This is a genomic window from Allobosea sp. CS1GBMeth4 (assembly GCF_900185715.1).
Lineage (GTDB): Bacteria > Pseudomonadota > Alphaproteobacteria > Rhizobiales > Beijerinckiaceae > Allobosea.
In genome coordinates this window covers 1-17,801 of record NZ_FYAS01000016.1, presented here as the reverse complement: position 1 = coordinate 17,801, position 17,801 = coordinate 1, and the positions used below count along the sequence as shown (strand labels likewise).

Sequence of the window (17,801 nt, the reverse complement as noted above, 5' to 3'; positions counted from 1 at the left end):
TTTCGCGATCAGCCGGCGGCGGCGTTCTGGGCCAGTGCCCGGCCGCGGACCGGCAGCGAGAGGTCGTCAGCGAGGGCGCGGTTGATCGCCGGCAGGCCGTCGAGCAGGTTCGGCAGGAAGGCCTGCGACGGCGGCAGGCGCTTGGGCAGAGCGTGCAGCGCCTTCGCCATCTCCAGCGGGTCACGCGTGCTCGCCCCGGTCTGGGTCGGATCGAACAGCGCGTCGACCAGGCGCAGGCTGTCGGCGCGCTCGGCCCGGATCGCCTGCTCCAGGCGAGGCCTGACACGCGGCACGATCAGCGCCGGCTTGTCGAAGGAGAGGATCTCGCAGAAGGTGTTGTAGCCGCCCATCGCGACGACGCAATGGGCCCGGTTCATCAGCAATTCGAGCCGCGGCTCGAAACCGATGCTCTCGAGCTTGGGCAGGCGGGCGATGCGCTCGGTGAACTCCTTGCGTTTCTCGCGCGACATGAAGGGGCCGAAGACGACCAGCGCCGGCAGGTCGATGGTCCGGTCGGCCTCGTAGGCGGAGATCACCCAGTCGATCACGCCGGCGCCATCGCCGCCGCCGCCGGGCGTGACCAGGATGAACGGGCCCTTGGTGATGCGCGGATGCCGGTTGGGCGGCATGGGCGAGGGCACGGCGCGCTTGAGATAGCCGGTGTAGCGGATCTTGTCGGCGAAGAGATGCTGGTTCGGCAAGCCTTCGAGCGGCCGGTAGATGCTCTCCAGCCCGTAGACCCAGATGTCGTGATAGGTGCTGGCGAGCACGTCGAGAGCGCCGCTCTGGCGCCATTCCTCATGCAGCTTGGCCGGCTCGTCGAGAACGTCGCGCAGGCCGAGCACGATGCGGGCGCCGCGCCGGCGCAGGATCTCCAGCGCGGGGACGAGCTCGCCGCGCAGACCGACCGGCTCCTTGTCGACGATGACGATGTCGGGGTCGAAGGACAGCACCGTCTGCTTGATCAGGTCGGTGCGCAGGCGGATCGTGTCGGCGAGCTCGAGGTTGAGGTGGTGCGGCAGATAGCGGCCGTCGCTCTGCTTCTCGATGCCGGGAATGCGGACATAGTCGACGCCGTCGCCGAACTGGAAGCTCGAGATCATCGACGAGCCGGAGACGATGACGACTGATATATGAGGATAGCTCGCCACCAGCGAGTTGGCGATCGCCCGGCAGCGGCGGATATGGCCGAGGCCGAAGGTGTCGTGGCTGTAGATCAGGACGCGCGGTGCATGCGGGCTGCATGGCGGGCGGCGTACCCCGCTTTCGTCGATCAGACTGAGGCCCATGCGCGCGTCGCGTCCTCTGCTTGAAGCTCAGATGGCCTCCGGGGGACGCAAGCACGCACCCGACTGGCCAAAACCATAGCGCCGGCGGCGCGTCAATCCAAGTCTGCCGCCAAATCTGCCGCAGGCCCCATTGTCGCGCCGAAGAGCGCATCGGGCCCGGTGAATGCGACGGCGGCATGGCCGGACAGCCGGGCGAGCAGCGTCGCGAGAAAGCCCCAGGCGGTGTCGTCATGGTCGCGATGGTGCAGCAGCAGGCCGAAGGCCTGGTGCGGTTCGGGCTGCCCGCGGCGAATGGTCAGCAATCGGACCATCTCGGCCAGGAGGTCGGCGGGTTGCCGGCCGGTACGGCCGCGATGCCAGTCGATCAGGTCGAGATCGGTGTTGACGAGGCGCGGGCCGCCGCCCGGGCCGAGCACGAATTTGCGGAAGCAGGACAGGCCGGCGAAACCGAGCTCCGGCAGCGCGGCCGCGACCGCCGGGTCGATGCGGTTCCAGGGCGGCACGAAGACCGGGAGGACGGCGCCGCCGAAAAGCTCCCGCAGCCGCTGCCGTCCGGCGGCGATCTCGGCGAGGATCGCCGGCAGCGGTCGATGCAGCCCGAACTCGCTCTTCTTCTCGCCGGCGGGGGCGTGATTGCAGTGCCAGGCACCGTGCTGGCAGGGGCGCAGCAGCGGCGCGGCTTCGAGCCGCATCGCCAGCGCCTCCTGCGCCAGCAGCGGGATCGCGGCCAGCAGCACCGGCAGCGCGAAACGCTCGGAGAGGGCGGCGAGCCGGTCGAGCTGCTCGCCGGGCACCGTCGCGTCGTCGTCGCGCAGCCAGAGATCGAGGCGCCTGCCGGCCGCCTCCCAGCGGTCGAGCTCGGCGAGCAGGGCGGCCCAGGCGGCCGCCTCCGTCATGACGCCGCCTCCAGGATCTTGCGGCCGTGCCGGGCGATCGCGCCCTCAAGGGCGGCGGCGAGGATCGCACGGGCCTGCCCGCCATTGCGCTCCTGCCGCGCGAAGCGGCTCGCGGCGGCGCCCAGGCGGGCCCGCAGGGCCGGATCGCCGATCAGCCGCGCGATGGTGGCGGCGAGGCCGGCCTCGTCGCCGTGAGGTGCGAGCAGGCCGGTGCGGCCGCGGGCGACGACGGCCGGCACGCCGCCGCTGTCGAAGGCCGCGACGGGAAGCCCCGCAGCCTGCGCCTCGAGATAGACCACGCCATAGGCCTCGTTGAGGCCGGGCCAGACGAAGAGGTCGTGGGCCGCGAGCTCGGCGAGGATGTCCGGACGCTCGCAGCGCCCGAGGAAACGGACGCGGCCGGGCGGAAGATCCGCGAAGGCGGCTTCGACGGCGGGGCGCTCCGGGCCGTCGCCGATCAGCGTCAGCGTCCAGGGCAGGTCGGCGATGCGGGCGAGCGTGCGGGCGAGGGCGAGATAGCTGATGGCCTTGGTGCCCGAGCGCATCATCGCGACCGCTATCAGGCGGACGGGCAGCTCCCGCGATAAGGCTGCCGGAGAGGATTTTCGGGCGGGCACGTCGTCGACGCCGAGCAGGAAGGGCGGCAGGTCGAGCACTCGCTCCGGCTCGGAAACGAACCGGCTCAGGCCGGTACGGTCGCGCTGCGTCATGCACAGATGCAGGTCGGCGCGCAGGATCGCCGCGCGCGCGAGCGCCGCCGCCTCCGCCCAGGGGCCGTCGAAGCGCTTCTGTGCGTCGCTGGCCTCGGCGACGAGGTAGGGCAGGTCGAAGCGCTCCGCCAGCACGGGGCCGATCAGGTCGGGCGCGCGGTAATGGCAATGATAGGTGAAGACGAGGGCGGGCCGTGCCTCCGGCACCCGCCATCGCTCCGTCAGCAGGGCCGCGACGCCCTGCGCCGCATGCCGGTGCGCGGCGAGCTGCGCCGGATCGGGCGTGCGCATGAAGCTGCGCTCGGCCGGGACGATCTCGACGGCGTGGCCGAGCTCCTCCAGCAGGCTCACCAGCTGGCGCGCCATCAGTCGGTCGCCGGAAAAGCCGCCGTCGCCATAGCGGTTCAGCGGCGTGTGGAAGGCGATCTTCACGACGGTCGTCAGCGATAGGGGTCGGCCGCGTCGCGCAGGCCGTCGCCGAGGAAGTTGAAGGCGAGGATGATGACGATCACCGGAATGCAGGGATAGAGCAGCCAGGGATAGAGCACGACGACGTTGATGTTCTGCGCCTCGTTCAGCATCACGCCCCAGCTGGTGATGGGCGGGCGCAGGCCGAGGCCGAGGAAGGAGAGCGCGGTCTCGCCGAGGATGGTCTTGGGGATGGTGATCGTCGCGGCGGCGATGAGATGGCTCATGAAGCCCGGCACGAGATGCAGGCCGATGATGCGGGCGGGCCTGGCGCCCATCAACTGCGCGGCGACGACATAGTCCTCCTCGCGCAGCGCCAGCAGCTTCGAGCGCACGGCGCGGGCGAGCCCGGTCCAGTCCATCAGCCCGAGGATCACCGTGATGCCGAAATAGACCAGCAGCGGGCTCCAGGACGGCGGCATGATCGCGCCCAGCGCCAGCCAGAGCGGGATATGCGGCAGCGACTGCACGATCTCGATGACGCGCTGCACGACGAGATCGATCCGGCCGCCGTAATAGCCGGCGATGCCGCCGATGATGATGCCGAGCACGAAGGAGACGCCGACGCCGAGCAGGCCGATGGTCAGCGAGACCCGCCCGCCATAGAGGATGCGCGAGAGCATGTCGCGGCCGAGCCGGTCGGTGCCGAGCAGGTAGAGCGTGCCGCCTTCGGGCGGGCAGACCAGGTGGAGATTGCCGGGAATGAGGCCCCAGAATTGGTAGCCGTCGCCGCGGCAGAAGAAGCGGATCCTCTGCGGCCTGCCGGTGTCGACATCGTATTCGCGCTTCAGGTTCTCCATGTTGAGGCGCTGGGTGTAGGGGTAGACGAAGGGGCCGACGAAGCTGCCTTCGTGGAAGAGGTGGACCTCCTGGCGCGGGGCCCGGATGAAGTCGGTGTTGCGGGTGGTGTAGTGGTACGGCGCCAGGAACTCGCAGAAGGCGGCCGAGGCGTACATCAGCAGGATGACGATGCCGGAGATCACCGCGAGCCTGTGCTTGCGGAACTTCCACCACATCAGCTTCCATTGCGGCGCGAGGTAGACGCGCTCCTGCTCAGGCGACATGGCCTCGACCGCATAGGGCTCGAACGGCGCGGTCGACCAGCGATGCGGCAGCGGCTCCGGGGCCGGGGGGGCGGGGGGCGTCGTCACTTGGTCGCCGTCCCCTGCAGCCGGATGCGCGGATCGAGGATGGCGAGCGCGATATCGGAGATCAGCACGCCGATCACGGTCAGGAAGGAGAGGAACATCAGGAACGAGCCGGCGAGATACATGTCCTGGCTCTGCAGCGCCCGGATCAGCAGCGGGCCGGTGGTCTGCAGCGACAGCACGATCGCGACGATCTCGGCGCCGGAGACGATCGAGGGCAGGATGTCGCCGATATCGGAGATGAAGAAGTTGAGCGCCATGCGCAGCGGATATTTGCGGAGCGCCCTGCCCGGCGGCAGGCCCTTGGCGCGGGCCGTGACGTAGTACTGCTTCTGGAGCTCGTCGAGCAGGTTGGCGCGCAGCTTGCGGATCATGCCGGCGGTGCCGCCGGCGCCGATGATGATCACCGGGATCCACAGGTGCTCCAGCACCGACTTGAACTTGGCCCAGCTCATCGGCTGGTTGAGGTATTGCGGATCGACCAGGCCGCCGATCGAGATGCCGAACCAGATGTTGGCGAAGTAGAGGAAGATCAGCGCCAGCAGGAAGTGCGGTACGGCCAGGCCGAGCAGGCCGACGAAGGTGAGCCCGTAATCGCCCCAGCTGTACTGGTGCGTCGCCGAATAGATTCCGATCGGAAAGGCGACGATCCAGGTGAAGATGATGGTGAAGAAGGAGACCACCATGGTCAGCAGCAGGCGGTCGCCGACGATGTCGCGCACCGGCAGCTGGTATTCGAAGGAATAGCCCATGTCGCCCTGCAGGAGGCCGGCGACCCACCAGAAATAACGCTCGACCGGGGGCTTGTCGAAACCGTACTCCTTCTTCAGGAACTCGACGCGGCTCATGTCCGCCTTCTCGCCCTGCGCCTGCATCTCGGCGACCATGGTCTCGAAATAGTCGCCTTCCGGCAGGTTGATCACCGTGAAGATCAGGATACTGGTGACGAGCAGCGTCGGGATCATCACCAGGATGCGCTTGAAGATGTAGCTCAGCAGCACGGCTACGCCCCCTCGAACCAGAAGGTATCGGGCATGTAGCGGCCGAAGAAGGCGCCCGGCTCGAAGCTGTAGAGGCCATGATCGGGCACGTTGCGCAGCGCCTTCGCGACCACGACCGGCTGAAGCGTGGCGTTGACCACGCCGATGGTGAACAGCTGCTCGGCGTTGATCTTCAGCATCTTCCGCCAGATCTCGCGGCGCTCCTGATGCGTCGCTGAATGCCGCCAGGCCTTGTAGAGCGCGACGAGCTCCTTCACCTCGGGCAGGTCGGGCGCCTCGCCCTCGCGGCCGCCGCTCTCGAAATACTGCCCCCAGCGCGGCCAGTTGAACTGGGCCGGCGAGGTCGGCGCCAGCGCGTCGGGCTCCATCTCGGCGGCGACCAGCGCGTTATCCATGCCGGTCCAGCCGGACATGATCGTCTGGCCCGAGAGGATGCGGCGGCGGAAGACGTCGAGCTGGCTCGAGCGCGGGTGGATCTTGATGCCGATCGCGATGAAGTCCTGCTTGATCAGATCGAGGATGTCGGTCTCGTCGGTCGAGGCGCCGGCGGTCTCGATGGTGAATTCGAGACGCCGCCCCTCCGGAAACAAGCGGATGCCCTCGCGGTCGCGCCTGGCGAGGCCGATCTCGTCGAGCAGGCGGTTGGCCTCGGCGAGGTCCGGCGTCATGTAGAGCTGCGCAAGCGCCGCGTCATGCAGGGGGCTCTCGGGCAGGGCGGTGTTGCCGCTTTCCTTGGCGAGGCCGAAGAAGATGACGCGGTTGATGTCGCGGCGGTTGATCGCGAGCGAGAGCGCGCGGCGATAGCGCACGTCGCGGTTGAGATCGCGCCAGACCGGGTCGATCGCGTTGAGATTGGGCATCAGCGCGAAGGAGGCTCCCTCCGCCCGCTTCCAGAGATGGACCTGGAAGTTCATCCGCTTGGCGGCGTCCTTGAGGAAGGTGTAGTCGGCGAAGGCGAGATAGCGCGCCTGCAGGTCGCTGTCGCCGGCGGCGGTCTTGGCCGGGATCAGGGCCGAGCCGCCGATGGTCAGCGTGACCTCGTCGACATAGGGCAGCTGCCGGCCGTTCTCGTCGACCCGGTGGAAGTAGGGGTTGCGGACGAAGCTGAACCGCTCGGCCGGGATCGGCGTGGTGTTGCGCCAGGGGTCGAGCGTCGGCAGGTCCGGATTCTCGGGCCGGTACTGGCGCGAGAAGCGCTCGTGCAGCGAGCCCCAGTCCCTGACGCGCACCGTGCGGACCTTCTCGGCCAGGACCGCCTTGTCGGCATAGCGCTCATGGAACTGCTTCAGGTAATGCGCCGGCATCGCGATATAGAGCGGCTGCGTCCCCGCGAGCGCCGGCAGGAAGACGGGGTTCGGCTCGTCCCAGCTGTAGCGCAGCGTCAGTTCGTCGAGGATCTCGAAGCGGCAGGGCCGGCCGGAGATCACCATCGCCTGCGGCGGCCCGCCGGGCGAGAGCCGCTTGTTGTTGGCGACGTCCTCCCACCAGTAGCGGAAGTCCTCGGCGGTGAAGGGATGTCCGTCCGACCAGCGATGCCCGGGGCGCAGGCGCAGGGTGAAGACCCGGCCTTTCTCGACCTCGTAGCTCTCCAGAAGGTCGGGCGCGAGCTCGAGCTTCTCGTCGTAGACAACGAGGCGGGTGTAGCCGTAGATCGTCATCATCCGGATGTCGCGCTGGTCACCCATCAGCATGCGCATGGTGCCGCCATGCCGTCCGGGCTCGCGGCCCATCGCCGCCACCTCGATCAGGCGCGGCGATCTCGGCAGGCGCTCGGAGAGCGGCGGCAATTCGCCCGCCGCCACCTTCGCGGCGAGCATGGGGCTGTCGATCGGCGCCCCGACGCCGGCGAGGCAGAGCCGCGGCGCCATGAGCGCGGCGCCGGTCCCGACGAGGAAGCTCCTGCGCGCGATCCGCATCAGGCGAGCTCCCTGACATTGGCGCCGGGCCTGGCGAGGACGAGATGGCCGGCGCCGAGATCGAGATGCGCGAGCGGCTCGCCCGCCGGGTCGGGCTTGAAGCTCGCCGGCCAATGGCGCGTGTCCGAGGCGCCGCCCGGCGCGGCCAGCTTGAAGTCGAGCTTGCGGTCGATATCGGCGAAGGGCACCGATTTCAGCAGCGCCCGGGTGTAGGGATGGACCGGCGCGGTGAAGAGCGCATGACGCGGCGCGAGCTCGACGATGCGCCCGTTCGCCATCACCGCGATGCGGTCCGCCATGTAGTTCACCACCGCGAGATTGTGCGAGATGAACAGGAAGGTCAGCCCGCGCTCGGCCTGGAGGTCCTTGAGCAAATTGAGGATCTGCGCCTGGACCGAGACGTCGAGCGCCGAGACCGGCTCGTCGCAGATGATCAGCTCCGGATCGAGGGCGAGCGCCCGCGCGATGCCGATGCGCTGGCGCTGGCCGCCCGAGAAGGAGTGCGGGTAGCGCGAGAGGAAGCGTGGGTCGAGCCCGACATCGTCCATCAGCGCCCTGATCCGCGCCCGCTGCTCGGCGCCGTCGCCGCGCTCGTGGATCACCAGCGGCTCGCGCAGGATGTTCATCACCGTCATGCGCGGCGACAGCGACGAGACCGGATCCTGGAAGATCATCTGCAGCTTCGGGCGGAAGCGGCGCAGCGCCTCTCCCTGCAGCGCGAGGATGTCGAGGCAGTCCTTGCCGTCGTCGAAGCGGACCTCGCCGGAATCCGGCGTCACCGCCCGCATGATGATCTTGCTGAGCGTGGTCTTGCCGCAGCCGCTCTCGCCGACCAGCCCGAGGCACTCGCCGCGCTCGATGTCGAAGCTGACATCGTTGACCGCGACGACGGTCGAGCTCGTGCCCTTGCCGAAGAAGCGGCCCGAATGGGTCGTATAGGTCTTGTTGACATGGCGCACCGCCAGCAGCGGCGCCTGCTGCCCGGCGGTCTGCCGTGGGGCGGCCGGCTTCGGCGCGGCCGGCGGGCGCGGCCTCGCCTCGCGCAGGGCGACCAGCCGCTCGCCCTGCTGCATGTCGAAATGCGGCGAGGCCTTGAGCAGCGCCTTGAGATAGGGGTGCTGCGGGCGGCGGAAGATGTCCTCGGCCGTGCCGCTCTCCATGATCTCGCCATGGTAGATCACCACGACCTCGTCGGCCATGTTGGCGACGACGCCGAGATCGTGCGTGATGAGCAGGATCGCCATGCCCATCTCGGCCTGGAGATCGCGCATCAGGTCGAGCACCTGGGCCTGGATGGTGACGTCGAGCGCCGTGGTCGGCTCGTCGGCGATCAGGAGCGCGGGCTGGCAGATCAGCGCCATGGCGAGCATGGCCCGCTGGCGCAGGCCGCCGGAGAGCTCGAAAGGGTAGAAACCGTAGGCGCGGACGGGGTCCTTGAAGCCGACGCGCTTCAGCATCGCCTCGATCAGCGCGCGGGCTTCGGGCCCCGGCATCGGCCGGTGCAGCTGCAACGCCTCCTCGATCTGGTTGCCGATCGTATGGACTGGCGAGAGCGACGACATCGGCTCCTGGAAGATCATGCCGATCCGCCCGCCGCGCAGCTCGCGGATCTGCTTGCCCTCGGCCGGCAGCGCGGCGATGTCGATCGGGCTGGCGGGATTCTGCGGATCGCGGAACTGGATGCGGCCGCCGGTGATCGCGCCGGCGCGCGGCAGCAGGCCCATGATCGCCTGCGAGATCACGGATTTCCCCGAGCCGGATTCGCCGACGAGCGCCACGGTCCTGCCCGCCGGAATCCGGAAGTCGACGCCCTTCACGACATCGCGAGCGAAGCCGTGAACGGTGAAGCCGATCCGCAGGTCGTTGATCTCGAGAATGTTCATCTGCGGCTGTCGCCGTTGTCCCCTCATGTCCATGGTGCCGGATGCACGCCCTGCGCCATGATCCGGATCAATATAACGCCCAAGCTTCCGTGTCCGCCGCGGCGGCGCCGTCCCGCTTTCCTCTCCGCAGCCCTTGCCCCGTTCCGATGACGATCCCGCGACGCGGCCGCGCTCCCGACTACGGCCGCCGTCGCGACCGAACTTGAATTCGCCGGGCTTGTCGAGTCCCTGCGGCATGTTGCGCCGCGTCGTGAACTGCCCACATATGAGGGCTAGCCGGCGGGGCTTCCGCCTTTCCGGGCGCGGGATGGGAAAGCCCCTTGGAGAGAAGCCTCTTCCGTTACGTCTGGCAGAAGAGCCGCCGGGAGCAGATCATCGTTCTGCTCGTGATCCTCGTCTCGATCCCGTTCAACTGGGCCTCGCTGGAGGTGCCCAAGCGCATCGTCAACGATGCGATCCAGGGCGGCGCCTTCAAGCACGGCCAGACGAGCGTGACGGTGTTCGCGTGGACGCTGGACCTGCCGGAATTCCTCGGCGGCGGCAGCTTTCAGCTGTTCGAGGGCTTCAGGGTCAACCAGCTCGGCCTGCTACTGACGCTGAGCTTCTATTTCCTCGCGCTCGTCCTGATCAATGGCGGCTTCAAATACGTCGTGAACCTGCAGAAGGGCGTGCTCGGCGAGCGCATGCTCAGGCGCATGCGCTACGACCTGTTCGCCCAGCTGATGCGCTTCCGGCCGGAGGAGATCCGCTCGGTCAAGCCGGCCGAGGTCGCGAGCATGATCAAGGACGAGGTCGAGCCGATCGGCGGCTTCGTCGGCGACGCCTTCATCCAGCCGGCCTTCCTGCTCAGCCAGGCGCTGACGGCGCTCGTCTTCATCATGATGCAGAGCGTCTGGCTCGGATCGGTCGCGCTGATCATCGTGCTGATGCAGGCGGTGATCATCCCGATCCTGCGCAAGGAGCAGCTTCGGCTCGGCCGCGAGCGCCAGCTCGCCTCGCGCCAGCTCGCCGGCCGCATCGGCGAGATCGTCGACGCCGGGCCCACCATCCAGGGCCATGGCGCGACCTCCTACATCCAGTCCGACATCGCCGGACGGCTGGGGACGCTGTTCGACATCCGCTACGCGCTCTACAAGCGCAAATTCGCGGTCAAGTTCCTGAACAACCTGCTGGCGCAGATCACGCCCTTCTTCTTCTACGCGATCGGCGGCTATTTCGCGCTGCAGGGCCGGCTCGACATCGGCCAGCTCGTCGCGGTGATCGCGGCCTATCGCGACCTGCCGCCGCCGATCAAGGAGCTGATCGACTGGGACCAGCAGCGCAACGACGTGACCATCAAGTACGAGCAGGTGATCGCCCAGTTCAATCCCGGCGAGACGCTGCGGCTGGAGGAGGAGCGCGAGATCGCCGCTTTGCCGCCGGAGGGCGAGATCCGGCTCGACAAGGTGGAGATGGTCGACAATCGCGGCCAGCCGCTGCTGGCGCCGCTGACGCTGACCCTGCGGCGGCCGGGCCGGATCGCGCTGATCGGCCCCGCCGGCGGCGGGCGCGACACGCTCGGGCGCATCCTCGGCCGACAGACGATGAGCCATACCGGCCGCATCCTGATCGACGGCGAGCCGCTGGACGCGATCAGCGTCGAGCGGGCGAGCCATCTCATCGGCTATGCCGGGCCGGAGATCGAGATCATCAACGGATCGCTGCGTGACAACATCCTGCTGCCGCTGAAGCGCAAGCGCCCGGTCGTCAAGCCGGACGAGGTCATCGACCAGGCCGAGCACCGCCGGTTCATCGAGGCGCTGCGGGCCGGCAACACGCCCTTGCCCTTCACGGCCGACTGGCACGACTACGAGGGCGCCGGGCTCGACGGCGCGGCGGCGCTCGAAGAGCGCGTGCTCGCCGTGCTCGACACCCTCGGCTGTGCCGACGAGGTCTACGAGCTCGGCCTCGACGCGAAGGTGATCGCGCCGCTCCCGGAAGGGGCGGCCGACCGCATCATCGCCGCGCGCCGGGTGGTGGCGGCGGAGCTCGCCAAGACCAAGCTCGGCGGGCTGATCGAGACCTTCGACCTGGAGCGCTACAACGCCAATGCGACGATCGCCGAGAACCTCGTCTTCGGCGCGATGCGCAATGGCCGCCAGCCCGCCGACTTCCTGCTGAACGACCCCTATGCCCGCTCGGTGCTGCAGGCGGAGGCGCTGGAGGAACCGCTGGCCGAGATCGGCGGGCGCATCGCGGCGACGCTGGTCGAGATCTTCGCCGGCCTGCCGCAGGGCCATACGCTGTTCGAGCGCTACGCCTTCGGCGGCGAGGTCGACCTGGAGAAGCTTGGCGAGCTGAGCGAGACGCTGCGCCGGCATGACCGGCGCGGGCCGCTCGACCCGCTGGTGCAGCGCGAGCTGATCGCGCTCGCGCTCGGCTATGTCGAGCCCAAGCACCGGCTCAACCTGCTCGACATCGCGCTGCGGCGGCGGGTGCTGCGCGCCCGCCACAGCTTCAGGACCTATCTGCCGGGCGAGAAGGCGGACGAGATCGAATTCTACGATCCCGACGACGTGATCCACGGCGCGAGCGTGCGCGACAACCTGCTGTTCGGGCGCATCGGTTTCGGCGTGGCCGATGCCGGGCGCAAGGTGGCCGAGATCGCGCGGGTCGCGCTGTCGCGGGCCGGGCTCGACTCGACCGCCTATCGCCTCGGGCTCAACACCGATGTCGGGCTGCGCGGCCGCTACCTGCCGCTGCGCCTGCGCCTGATGGTGCCGCTGGCACAGGCGCTGATCAAGCGGCCGGACATCCTGGTGCTCGATCTCGACGCCTTCCTCGTCACCTGCCCGGATCCGGGCGGCCTGATCCGCCGCATCGCCGGCTATTGCCGGGACAGAACGCTGTTCCTGCTCTTGACCGATCAGGGGCTGGCTGCCGATATCCCACAGAAGATCGTTTTCAACGGGCCCGTGGCCAGGATCAACGGCGCCGGGGCGCCGGGCGACGAGGCGGATGAGCTGCAGGACGAGGCGCCGCGGCCCGACAGGACGGTCCCGATCGAGGCGAGGACATGACGCTCGAAAGCGATATCACCTGCCTGAAGTCGATCCCGCTGTTCCGAGGATTGCCGGGCCCGCGGCTGAAGCTGCTCGCCCTGATGGGCGAACGGCTCTATTTCCCGGCCGGGACGGTGATCACCGAAGAGGGCGAGAAGCCGGAGGAGGTCTATTGCGTGCTGGAGGGGGAGGTCGAGCTCTCGCACGATCTCTCCGACGGGCGGCAGAAGAGCTTCCGGCTCGCCACCGGCAGCATCATCGGAGACGTGCCGCTGCTGTGCAACCAGACCTATGCGGCAAGGTCTACCGCGAAGACCGACGTGGTGGCGCTCAGGCTGCCGCGGGCGCTGTTCTTCGAGCTGCTCGACAACATCCCGGAATTCTCGGTCGCGCTGTCGCGCGATCTCGCCGGGCGGCTCTACCGGCTGGCGGATTCCGTCCTGCATGGCGAGAAGATCCATTGAAGCGCCAGGTGCGCCGATGACGGCAGTTCCGGGCAGCCCGGCCGGCGGCAGGGCCACCGTTTCCGGCTTCGACCAGATGTCGTCCTGGAGCCGCGACGTGCGCTTCGCGTCGGGCTGCATCCTGATGCTGTTCGCCACCACGCATTTCCTCAACCACGCACTCGGCATCTTCGGCGTCGGGGTGATGGAGGCGGTGCAGCACTGGCGCTACTGGTTCTGGCACAGCTGGATCGGAACGGTCGCGCTCTACGGCTCGCTCATCGTCCATCCCGTCTTCGCCCTGCTGCGCGTGGCGCAGCGGCGCACCTTCCGCATGCCGAGCCGCGAGGTGATCCAGATCGTGCTCGGGGTGGCGATCCCGCTCCTGCTGATCGACCACATCGTCAGCACCCGGGTCCAGGGCGTGCTGTTCGGGCAGGACGAGAGCTACCATGCGGTGCTGCGCCGGCTCTGGCCCAATCTCGCATTGTCGCAGAGCCTGCTGCTCCTGCTGGTCTGGACCCATGGCGTGATCGGCCTGCATTTCACCTTCCGGGCGCGCGATGCCTATGCACGCTGGCGCGATCCGTTCCTGCTCGCGGCGATCCTCGTGCCGCTGCTCGCCCTGATCGGCTTCTCGGTGGCCGGGCGGGAGACGCAGATGATGACGCTGCCGCCCGAGCTCTACACGGCGCTGCAGATCGACAGCTTCAATCTTCACGTGACCTGGGCCAAGCGCGCCTTCTTCGGCCTGATCGGCGGCTTCGCCGGCTTCGTCGTGCTGCGCGAGCTGAGGGCGCGCGCGCTCGGCGCCATCGCGGTGCGCTTCGTCGGACACGGGGTGCGCCGCGTCGTCCCCGGCCCGACCCTGCTCGAGATCTTCCGCCGCTTCGGCATTCCCCATGCCGCGCTGTGCGGCGGGCGCGCGCGCTGCGCCACCTGCCGGGTGCTGGTGCTCGACGGGGGCGACGATCTGCCGCCGCCGGGGCCGAACGAGGCCAGGCTCCTGCGCCGGATCTCCGCCGGCGATCATGTCCGGCTGGCCTGCCAGATCAGGCCGAAGCGCGATCTCCAGGTCCAGATCCTGCTCGCCGCCAAGCAGCGCGGCGCCGGCCCGGCCGGCCTCGACCCCGACGACCGCATCGGCAAGAAGGGGCTGACGGTGATGGTCGCGGATCTGCGCGCCTTCACCGCGCTGTCCGAGCGGCAGCTGCCGCACGAGCTGATGAACCTGCTCAACCGCTTCTATGACGAGATGTCCCAGGCGATCGCGGCGCATAACGGGCGGATCGAGGCGATCTATGGCGACGGGCTGATGGCGGTGTTCGGGCTGGAAACCACATCGGCGCGGGCGAGCGCGGCGGCGATCGCGGCGGCCGGCGACATGGTGCGCGCCGTCGAGGCGCTCAATCGCGAATACGCCAATGCCCTGCCCTTGCCCCTGCGCATCGGCATCGGCATCCATGGCGGCCAGGCGATCGTCGGAGCCGTCGAGAACGAGAGCATGGGGCGGCGCGAGATCACGGTCGGCGAGACGGTGATGATCGCGAGCCAGCTCGAGGCGGCGACGCGGCGGGTCCTGTCCGACATCGTGGTCTCGGCCGAGACGGTGAGCGCGACGGGGCGCAGCTATCGCGACACGGTTCCGCTGAAGATCGCGGTCAAGGGGCGCGACAAGCCGATCCTGGCCTATGGCTTCGGCAGCACGCCGCAGGGCGAAGCCCGTCCGGACGACGGTCAGGCGGCCAAGGCGAGGGCGGTCAAGGCCGGACAGGCGTCTCAATCGCAGGGCGCGGCGCCATCCGCCGCTGACCGGAACGGTGACGGCTAGCATGCCGTCCGCCCGAGCGGGATCGATCGGACAGAATGCACTCGCGAACATCGCCGGGACCGGGTGACAAGCGTGAGCCTGCCCGCCTATGGTCCCGCCGCGTCCGCCCCACCGCCCAGAGCTTCGATGACAGACGAGATTTCCCGCGAAGCGCTGCACGACATCCTGCGCGGCGTCGCGGCGCTGACGGGCGACGCGATCGTCGCCGATCTCGCCCGGCTGGTCGGCAAGGGTGTCCGCGCCGACATCTCGGTCGCCTTCAATCCCAAGCAGATCGCCTCGAAGCGCTGGCTGGTCGACACGCTCGCCGAGATCCTGCCGAGGCCGGACGGGCCGGTCTGGGTGCTCGGCGCCTGGCACGGCGTGCTCGGGGCCATGCTCCTCGCCGACACGCGGCTCTCGATCCCGCAGGTGGTGAGCCTCGATATCGATCCGGACTGTGCGCCGGTGGCCGAGACGCTCAATCATCGCCATGTCGCTTCGGGACGCTTCCGCGCGGTGACGGCCGACATGATGGCGCTCGACTTCGCCGGTCCGGACGGGGTACGGCCCGGGCTGGTGATCAACACCAGCTGCGAGCATCTGGCCGACGTGCCGGCCTGGCTGGCCGGCCTGCCCGCCGGGCTGCCGCTGCTGCTGCAGTCGAACGATTACGTCCGCGAGCCGGACCATCGCAGCTGCGTGCCGACGCTCGCGGCCTTCGAGACTCAGGCGGGGCTGTCGGAGCTGTGGTTCGCGGGGGCGCTGCCGGCGAGGAACTACACCCGCTTCATGCTGATCGGCCGCCGATGAGCAAGGGGGCACCCACCGGGCCGCCGGTCGCGATCGCGATGAAAGGCTATCCGCGCCTGTCGGAGACCTTCATCGCCCAGGAGTTGCTCGGCCTGCAGCGGCTCGGCCTGCCCTTCGCGATCTGGTCGCTGCGCCACCCCACGGACGGCGCACGGCACATGATGCACAACGAGATCACGGCGCCGCTGCATTACCTGCCGGAATATCTGCACGACGACTGGCGGCGGGTGCTGCGCGCCGTGGCGCGCGCCTTCACCCGGCCGAGCATCGCCGGGCTCCTCGCCATCTTCCTGCGCGACCTCGCCCGCGACCGCACGCGCAACCGCCTGCGCCGCTTCGGCCAGGCCTGCGTGATGGCGGACGAATTGCCGGCGGGGACCCGCCATCTCCATGTCCATTACCTGCACACCCCCGCCTCGGTGATCCGCTATGCGGCGTTGAGCCGCGGCCTCTCCTGGTCGTTCTCCGCCCATGCCAAGGACATCTGGACGACGCCGCACTGGGAGAAGCGCGAGAAGATCGCGGACGCCGTCTGGGGCGTGACCTGTACCCGCGACGGCCATGCCGAGCTTCAGCGCCTGGCGGATCGGCCGGACAAGGTGGCGCTGCTTTATCACGGGCTCGACCTGGCACGTTTCCCGGCCCCGCCTTCGGCCCGGCCGGCGCGCGACGGCTCCGATCCGGCCGATCCGGTGCGGTTCGTCACGATCGGGCGGGCGGTGGCGAAGAAGGGCTTCGACGACCTGCTGGCGGCGCTCGCGATCCTCTCCCCGGGACTGAGCTGGCGGCTCACCCATATCGGCGGCGGCGAGATGCTGGCGCCGCTGAAGGCGCAGGCGGACAGGCTGGGCCTCGCCGGGCGGATCGCATGGCTCGGCCCCCAGGCGCAGGACGCGGTGGTCGCGGCGCTGCGCGAGGCCGATCTCTTCGTCCTGCCGTCGAAGCAGGCGGAGAATGGCGACCGGGACGGCCTGCCCAATGTGGTGATGGAGGCGGCGAGTCAGGCTCTGCCGGTCGTCGCGACCGATTTCGCCGGTATTCCCGAGTTCGTGCGGCACGGGCGCGAGGGGCTGCTGCTGCGCCCGGGCGATGTCTCGGCCCTGGCCAAGGCGCTGGACGGGCTGAGCCGCGATCCGCAATGGCGCGCGAGGCTGGGGGCGGCCGCTTTCGCCCGGCTGCGCGCCGAGTTCTCGGCGCAGGCCGGGCTGGAGCGGATCCACCGGGCACTGCTGGCGGCGGTCGCCGGCGGGGATGGCGGCGCACCGTGAGCGCGCGCATCCTGATCGCGGTCACGCATCTGCTCGGCATCGGCCATCTGGTGCGGGCGCGGCAGCTGGCGCGGGCGCTGGCCGGGGCGGGGCATCAGGTCACGCTCGCCAGCGGCGGCATGCCGGATGGCGGGGAAGCGTCGGGATATCGCTTCGTGCAGCTGCCGCCGGTGCGCACCGAAGGGACCGATTTCCGCAACCTGCTCGACGAGGGCGGCGCGGCGGCGGCGCCGGAGCGGCTCGCCGCGCGCCGCAGGCAGCTGGAAGCGCTGGCGGACGAGCTTTCTCCGGACATCGTCGTCACCGAGCACTTCCCCTTCGGCCGGCGCCAGCTCGCCGACGAGTTCCTCGCCTTGATCGCGGCGGCGCGAGCCGCGAATCCCCGCCTCCTCGTCCTCGCCTCGATTCGCGATGTGCTGGTCGCGCCGCAGCGGCCGGAGCGGCTCGCCGAGGCGGCCGAGCGAGTCGCGACCCTGTTCGACGCCGTGCTCGTCCATGGCGATCCGGACGTGCTGCCGCTCGAAGCCTCCTGGCCGGTGACGCCGGAGATCGCGGGCAAGCTGGTCTATACGGGCTATCTGGCGCAATCGTCATCGCGAGCGCAGCGAAGCAATGACGGGGCTGCCGCCATCCTCGTCTCCGGCGGCGGCTCGGCGGCAGCGCTGCCGCTGTTCGAGACGGCGCTCGCGGCGGCGCGGCTGCTGCCGCGGCGCTCCTTCCGTCTCCTGGTCGGCCGCGGCGTCCCGGATGCCGATCTCGCCCGGCTGCGGCGAGCGGCGCCCGGCAACGCCGTGGTCGAGCCGGCTCGACCGGATTTCCCGACGCTCCTCGCCGGCTGCGCGCTGTCGATCAGCCAGGCCGGCTACAACACGGTGCTCGACCTGCTGCAGGCCGGGCGGCCGGCGCTGCTCGCTCCCTTCGACGCCGGCAACGAGACCGAGCAGGGCTTGCGGGCCGCGGCGCTGGAACGGGCCGGGCTGGCGCGCGTCGTCCACCCGTCGGCGGGGCCGCAGGCCCTCGCGGCGGCGGTCGAGGCGGCGCTGGCGCAGGGCGCTCCGCCCGTCGCCGGGGTCGATCTCGCGGGTGCGGCAGGGACCGTCGCGGCGGTCGCCCCG

Annotated in this window: 13 protein-coding genes; 6 read left to right on the top strand and 7 right to left on the bottom strand. The window is 69.6% G+C overall.

What is annotated here, in order from left to right:
* Positions 1-8: 8 nt before the first annotated feature.
* The 7 genes from CS1GBM4_RS08960 to CS1GBM4_RS08930 form a co-directional block, all read right to left on the bottom strand.
* A complete protein-coding gene (locus tag CS1GBM4_RS08960) occupies positions 9-1,289 on the bottom strand; it encodes a glycosyltransferase (RefSeq protein WP_186418367.1) in 1,281 nt (426 codons plus the stop codon).
* Between the two features lie 92 nt (positions 1,290-1,381).
* Positions 1,382-2,185, bottom strand: coding sequence for a polysaccharide deacetylase family protein (locus CS1GBM4_RS08955; RefSeq protein WP_186418366.1), 804 nt, complete (start codon positions 2,183-2,185; stop codon positions 1,382-1,384).
* Complete coding sequence (locus CS1GBM4_RS08950; RefSeq protein ID WP_186418365.1) at positions 2,182-3,327, bottom strand: glycosyltransferase family 4 protein; 1,146 nt, start codon at positions 3,325-3,327, stop codon at positions 2,182-2,184. Before CS1GBM4_RS08950 ends, CS1GBM4_RS08955 begins: the two co-directional genes overlap by 4 nt.
* Positions 3,328-3,335: 8 nt before the next feature.
* On the bottom strand, positions 3,336-4,514 hold the full coding sequence (locus CS1GBM4_RS08945; RefSeq protein ID WP_244607140.1) for an ABC transporter permease: 1,179 nt from the start codon (positions 4,512-4,514) through the stop codon (positions 3,336-3,338).
* Positions 4,511-5,509 carry an ABC transporter permease gene (locus CS1GBM4_RS08940; RefSeq protein WP_186418637.1) on the bottom strand — a complete coding sequence of 333 codons (999 nt, stop codon included), beginning with the start codon at positions 5,507-5,509 and terminating at the stop codon, positions 4,511-4,513. The genes CS1GBM4_RS08945 and CS1GBM4_RS08940 overlap by 4 nt, the downstream gene beginning before the upstream one ends.
* Positions 5,510-5,514: 5 nt before the next feature.
* On the bottom strand, positions 5,515-7,428 hold the full coding sequence (locus CS1GBM4_RS08935) for an ABC transporter substrate-binding protein (protein ID WP_186418364.1): 1,914 nt from the start codon (positions 7,426-7,428) through the stop codon (positions 5,515-5,517).
* On the bottom strand, positions 7,428-9,311 hold the full coding sequence (locus CS1GBM4_RS08930) for an ABC transporter ATP-binding protein (protein ID WP_186418363.1): 1,884 nt from the start codon (positions 9,309-9,311) through the stop codon (positions 7,428-7,430). The genes CS1GBM4_RS08935 and CS1GBM4_RS08930 overlap by 1 nt, the downstream gene beginning before the upstream one ends.
* Positions 9,312-9,631: 320 nt before the next feature.
* Here CS1GBM4_RS08930 and CS1GBM4_RS08925 point away from each other — a divergent pair, with 320 nt between their 5' ends.
* From CS1GBM4_RS08925 to CS1GBM4_RS08900, 6 genes are all read left to right on the top strand, one after another.
* Positions 9,632-12,370, top strand: a complete 2,739-nt coding sequence (locus CS1GBM4_RS08925) for an ABC transporter ATP-binding protein/permease (protein WP_186418362.1) — start codon at positions 9,632-9,634, stop codon at positions 12,368-12,370.
* Complete coding sequence (locus CS1GBM4_RS08920; RefSeq protein ID WP_186418361.1) at positions 12,367-12,816, top strand: cyclic nucleotide-binding domain-containing protein; 450 nt, start codon at positions 12,367-12,369, stop codon at positions 12,814-12,816. The genes CS1GBM4_RS08925 and CS1GBM4_RS08920 overlap by 4 nt, the downstream gene beginning before the upstream one ends.
* Before the next feature lie 16 nt (positions 12,817-12,832).
* Positions 12,833-14,626, top strand: coding sequence for an adenylate/guanylate cyclase domain-containing protein (locus CS1GBM4_RS08915; protein ID WP_186418360.1), 1,794 nt, complete (start codon positions 12,833-12,835; stop codon positions 14,624-14,626).
* A gap of 126 nt (positions 14,627-14,752) precedes the next feature.
* Positions 14,753-15,418: a class I SAM-dependent methyltransferase gene (locus CS1GBM4_RS08910; protein WP_186418359.1), complete on the top strand. Its 666-nt coding sequence runs from the start codon at positions 14,753-14,755 to the stop codon at positions 15,416-15,418.
* Positions 15,415-16,686 carry a glycosyltransferase gene (locus CS1GBM4_RS08905; protein ID WP_186418358.1) on the top strand — a complete coding sequence of 424 codons (1,272 nt, stop codon included), beginning with the start codon at positions 15,415-15,417 and terminating at the stop codon, positions 16,684-16,686. The genes CS1GBM4_RS08910 and CS1GBM4_RS08905 overlap by 4 nt, the downstream gene beginning before the upstream one ends.
* A partial coding sequence (locus CS1GBM4_RS08900; RefSeq protein ID WP_280177696.1) for a glycosyltransferase occupies positions 16,683-17,801 on the top strand: 1,119 nt, incomplete at its 3' end. The genes CS1GBM4_RS08905 and CS1GBM4_RS08900, both read left to right, overlap by 4 nt.

What these genes read in the sequence shown, in the direction of transcription:
- CS1GBM4_RS08920 (WP_186418361.1), top strand. Translation starts at nt 12,367, where the DNA reads ATGACGCTCGAAAGCGATATCACCTGCCTGAAGTCGATCCCGCTGTTC.
- CS1GBM4_RS08930 (WP_186418363.1), bottom strand. Translation starts at nt 9,311, where the DNA reads ATGAACATTCTCGAGATCAACGACCTGCGGATCGGCTTCACCGTTCAC.
- CS1GBM4_RS08910 (WP_186418359.1), top strand. Translation starts at nt 14,753, where the DNA reads ATGACAGACGAGATTTCCCGCGAAGCGCTGCACGACATCCTGCGCGGC.
- CS1GBM4_RS08955 (WP_186418366.1), bottom strand. Translation starts at nt 2,185, where the DNA reads ATGACGGAGGCGGCCGCCTGGGCCGCCCTGCTCGCCGAGCTCGACCGC.
- CS1GBM4_RS08935 (WP_186418364.1), bottom strand. Translation starts at nt 7,428, where the DNA reads ATGCGGATCGCGCGCAGGAGCTTCCTCGTCGGGACCGGCGCCGCGCTC.
- CS1GBM4_RS08915 (WP_186418360.1), top strand. Translation starts at nt 12,833, where the DNA reads ATGACGGCAGTTCCGGGCAGCCCGGCCGGCGGCAGGGCCACCGTTTCC.
- CS1GBM4_RS08905 (WP_186418358.1), top strand. Translation starts at nt 15,415, where the DNA reads ATGAGCAAGGGGGCACCCACCGGGCCGCCGGTCGCGATCGCGATGAAA.
- CS1GBM4_RS08960 (WP_186418367.1), bottom strand. Translation starts at nt 1,289, where the DNA reads ATGGGCCTCAGTCTGATCGACGAAAGCGGGGTACGCCGCCCGCCATGC.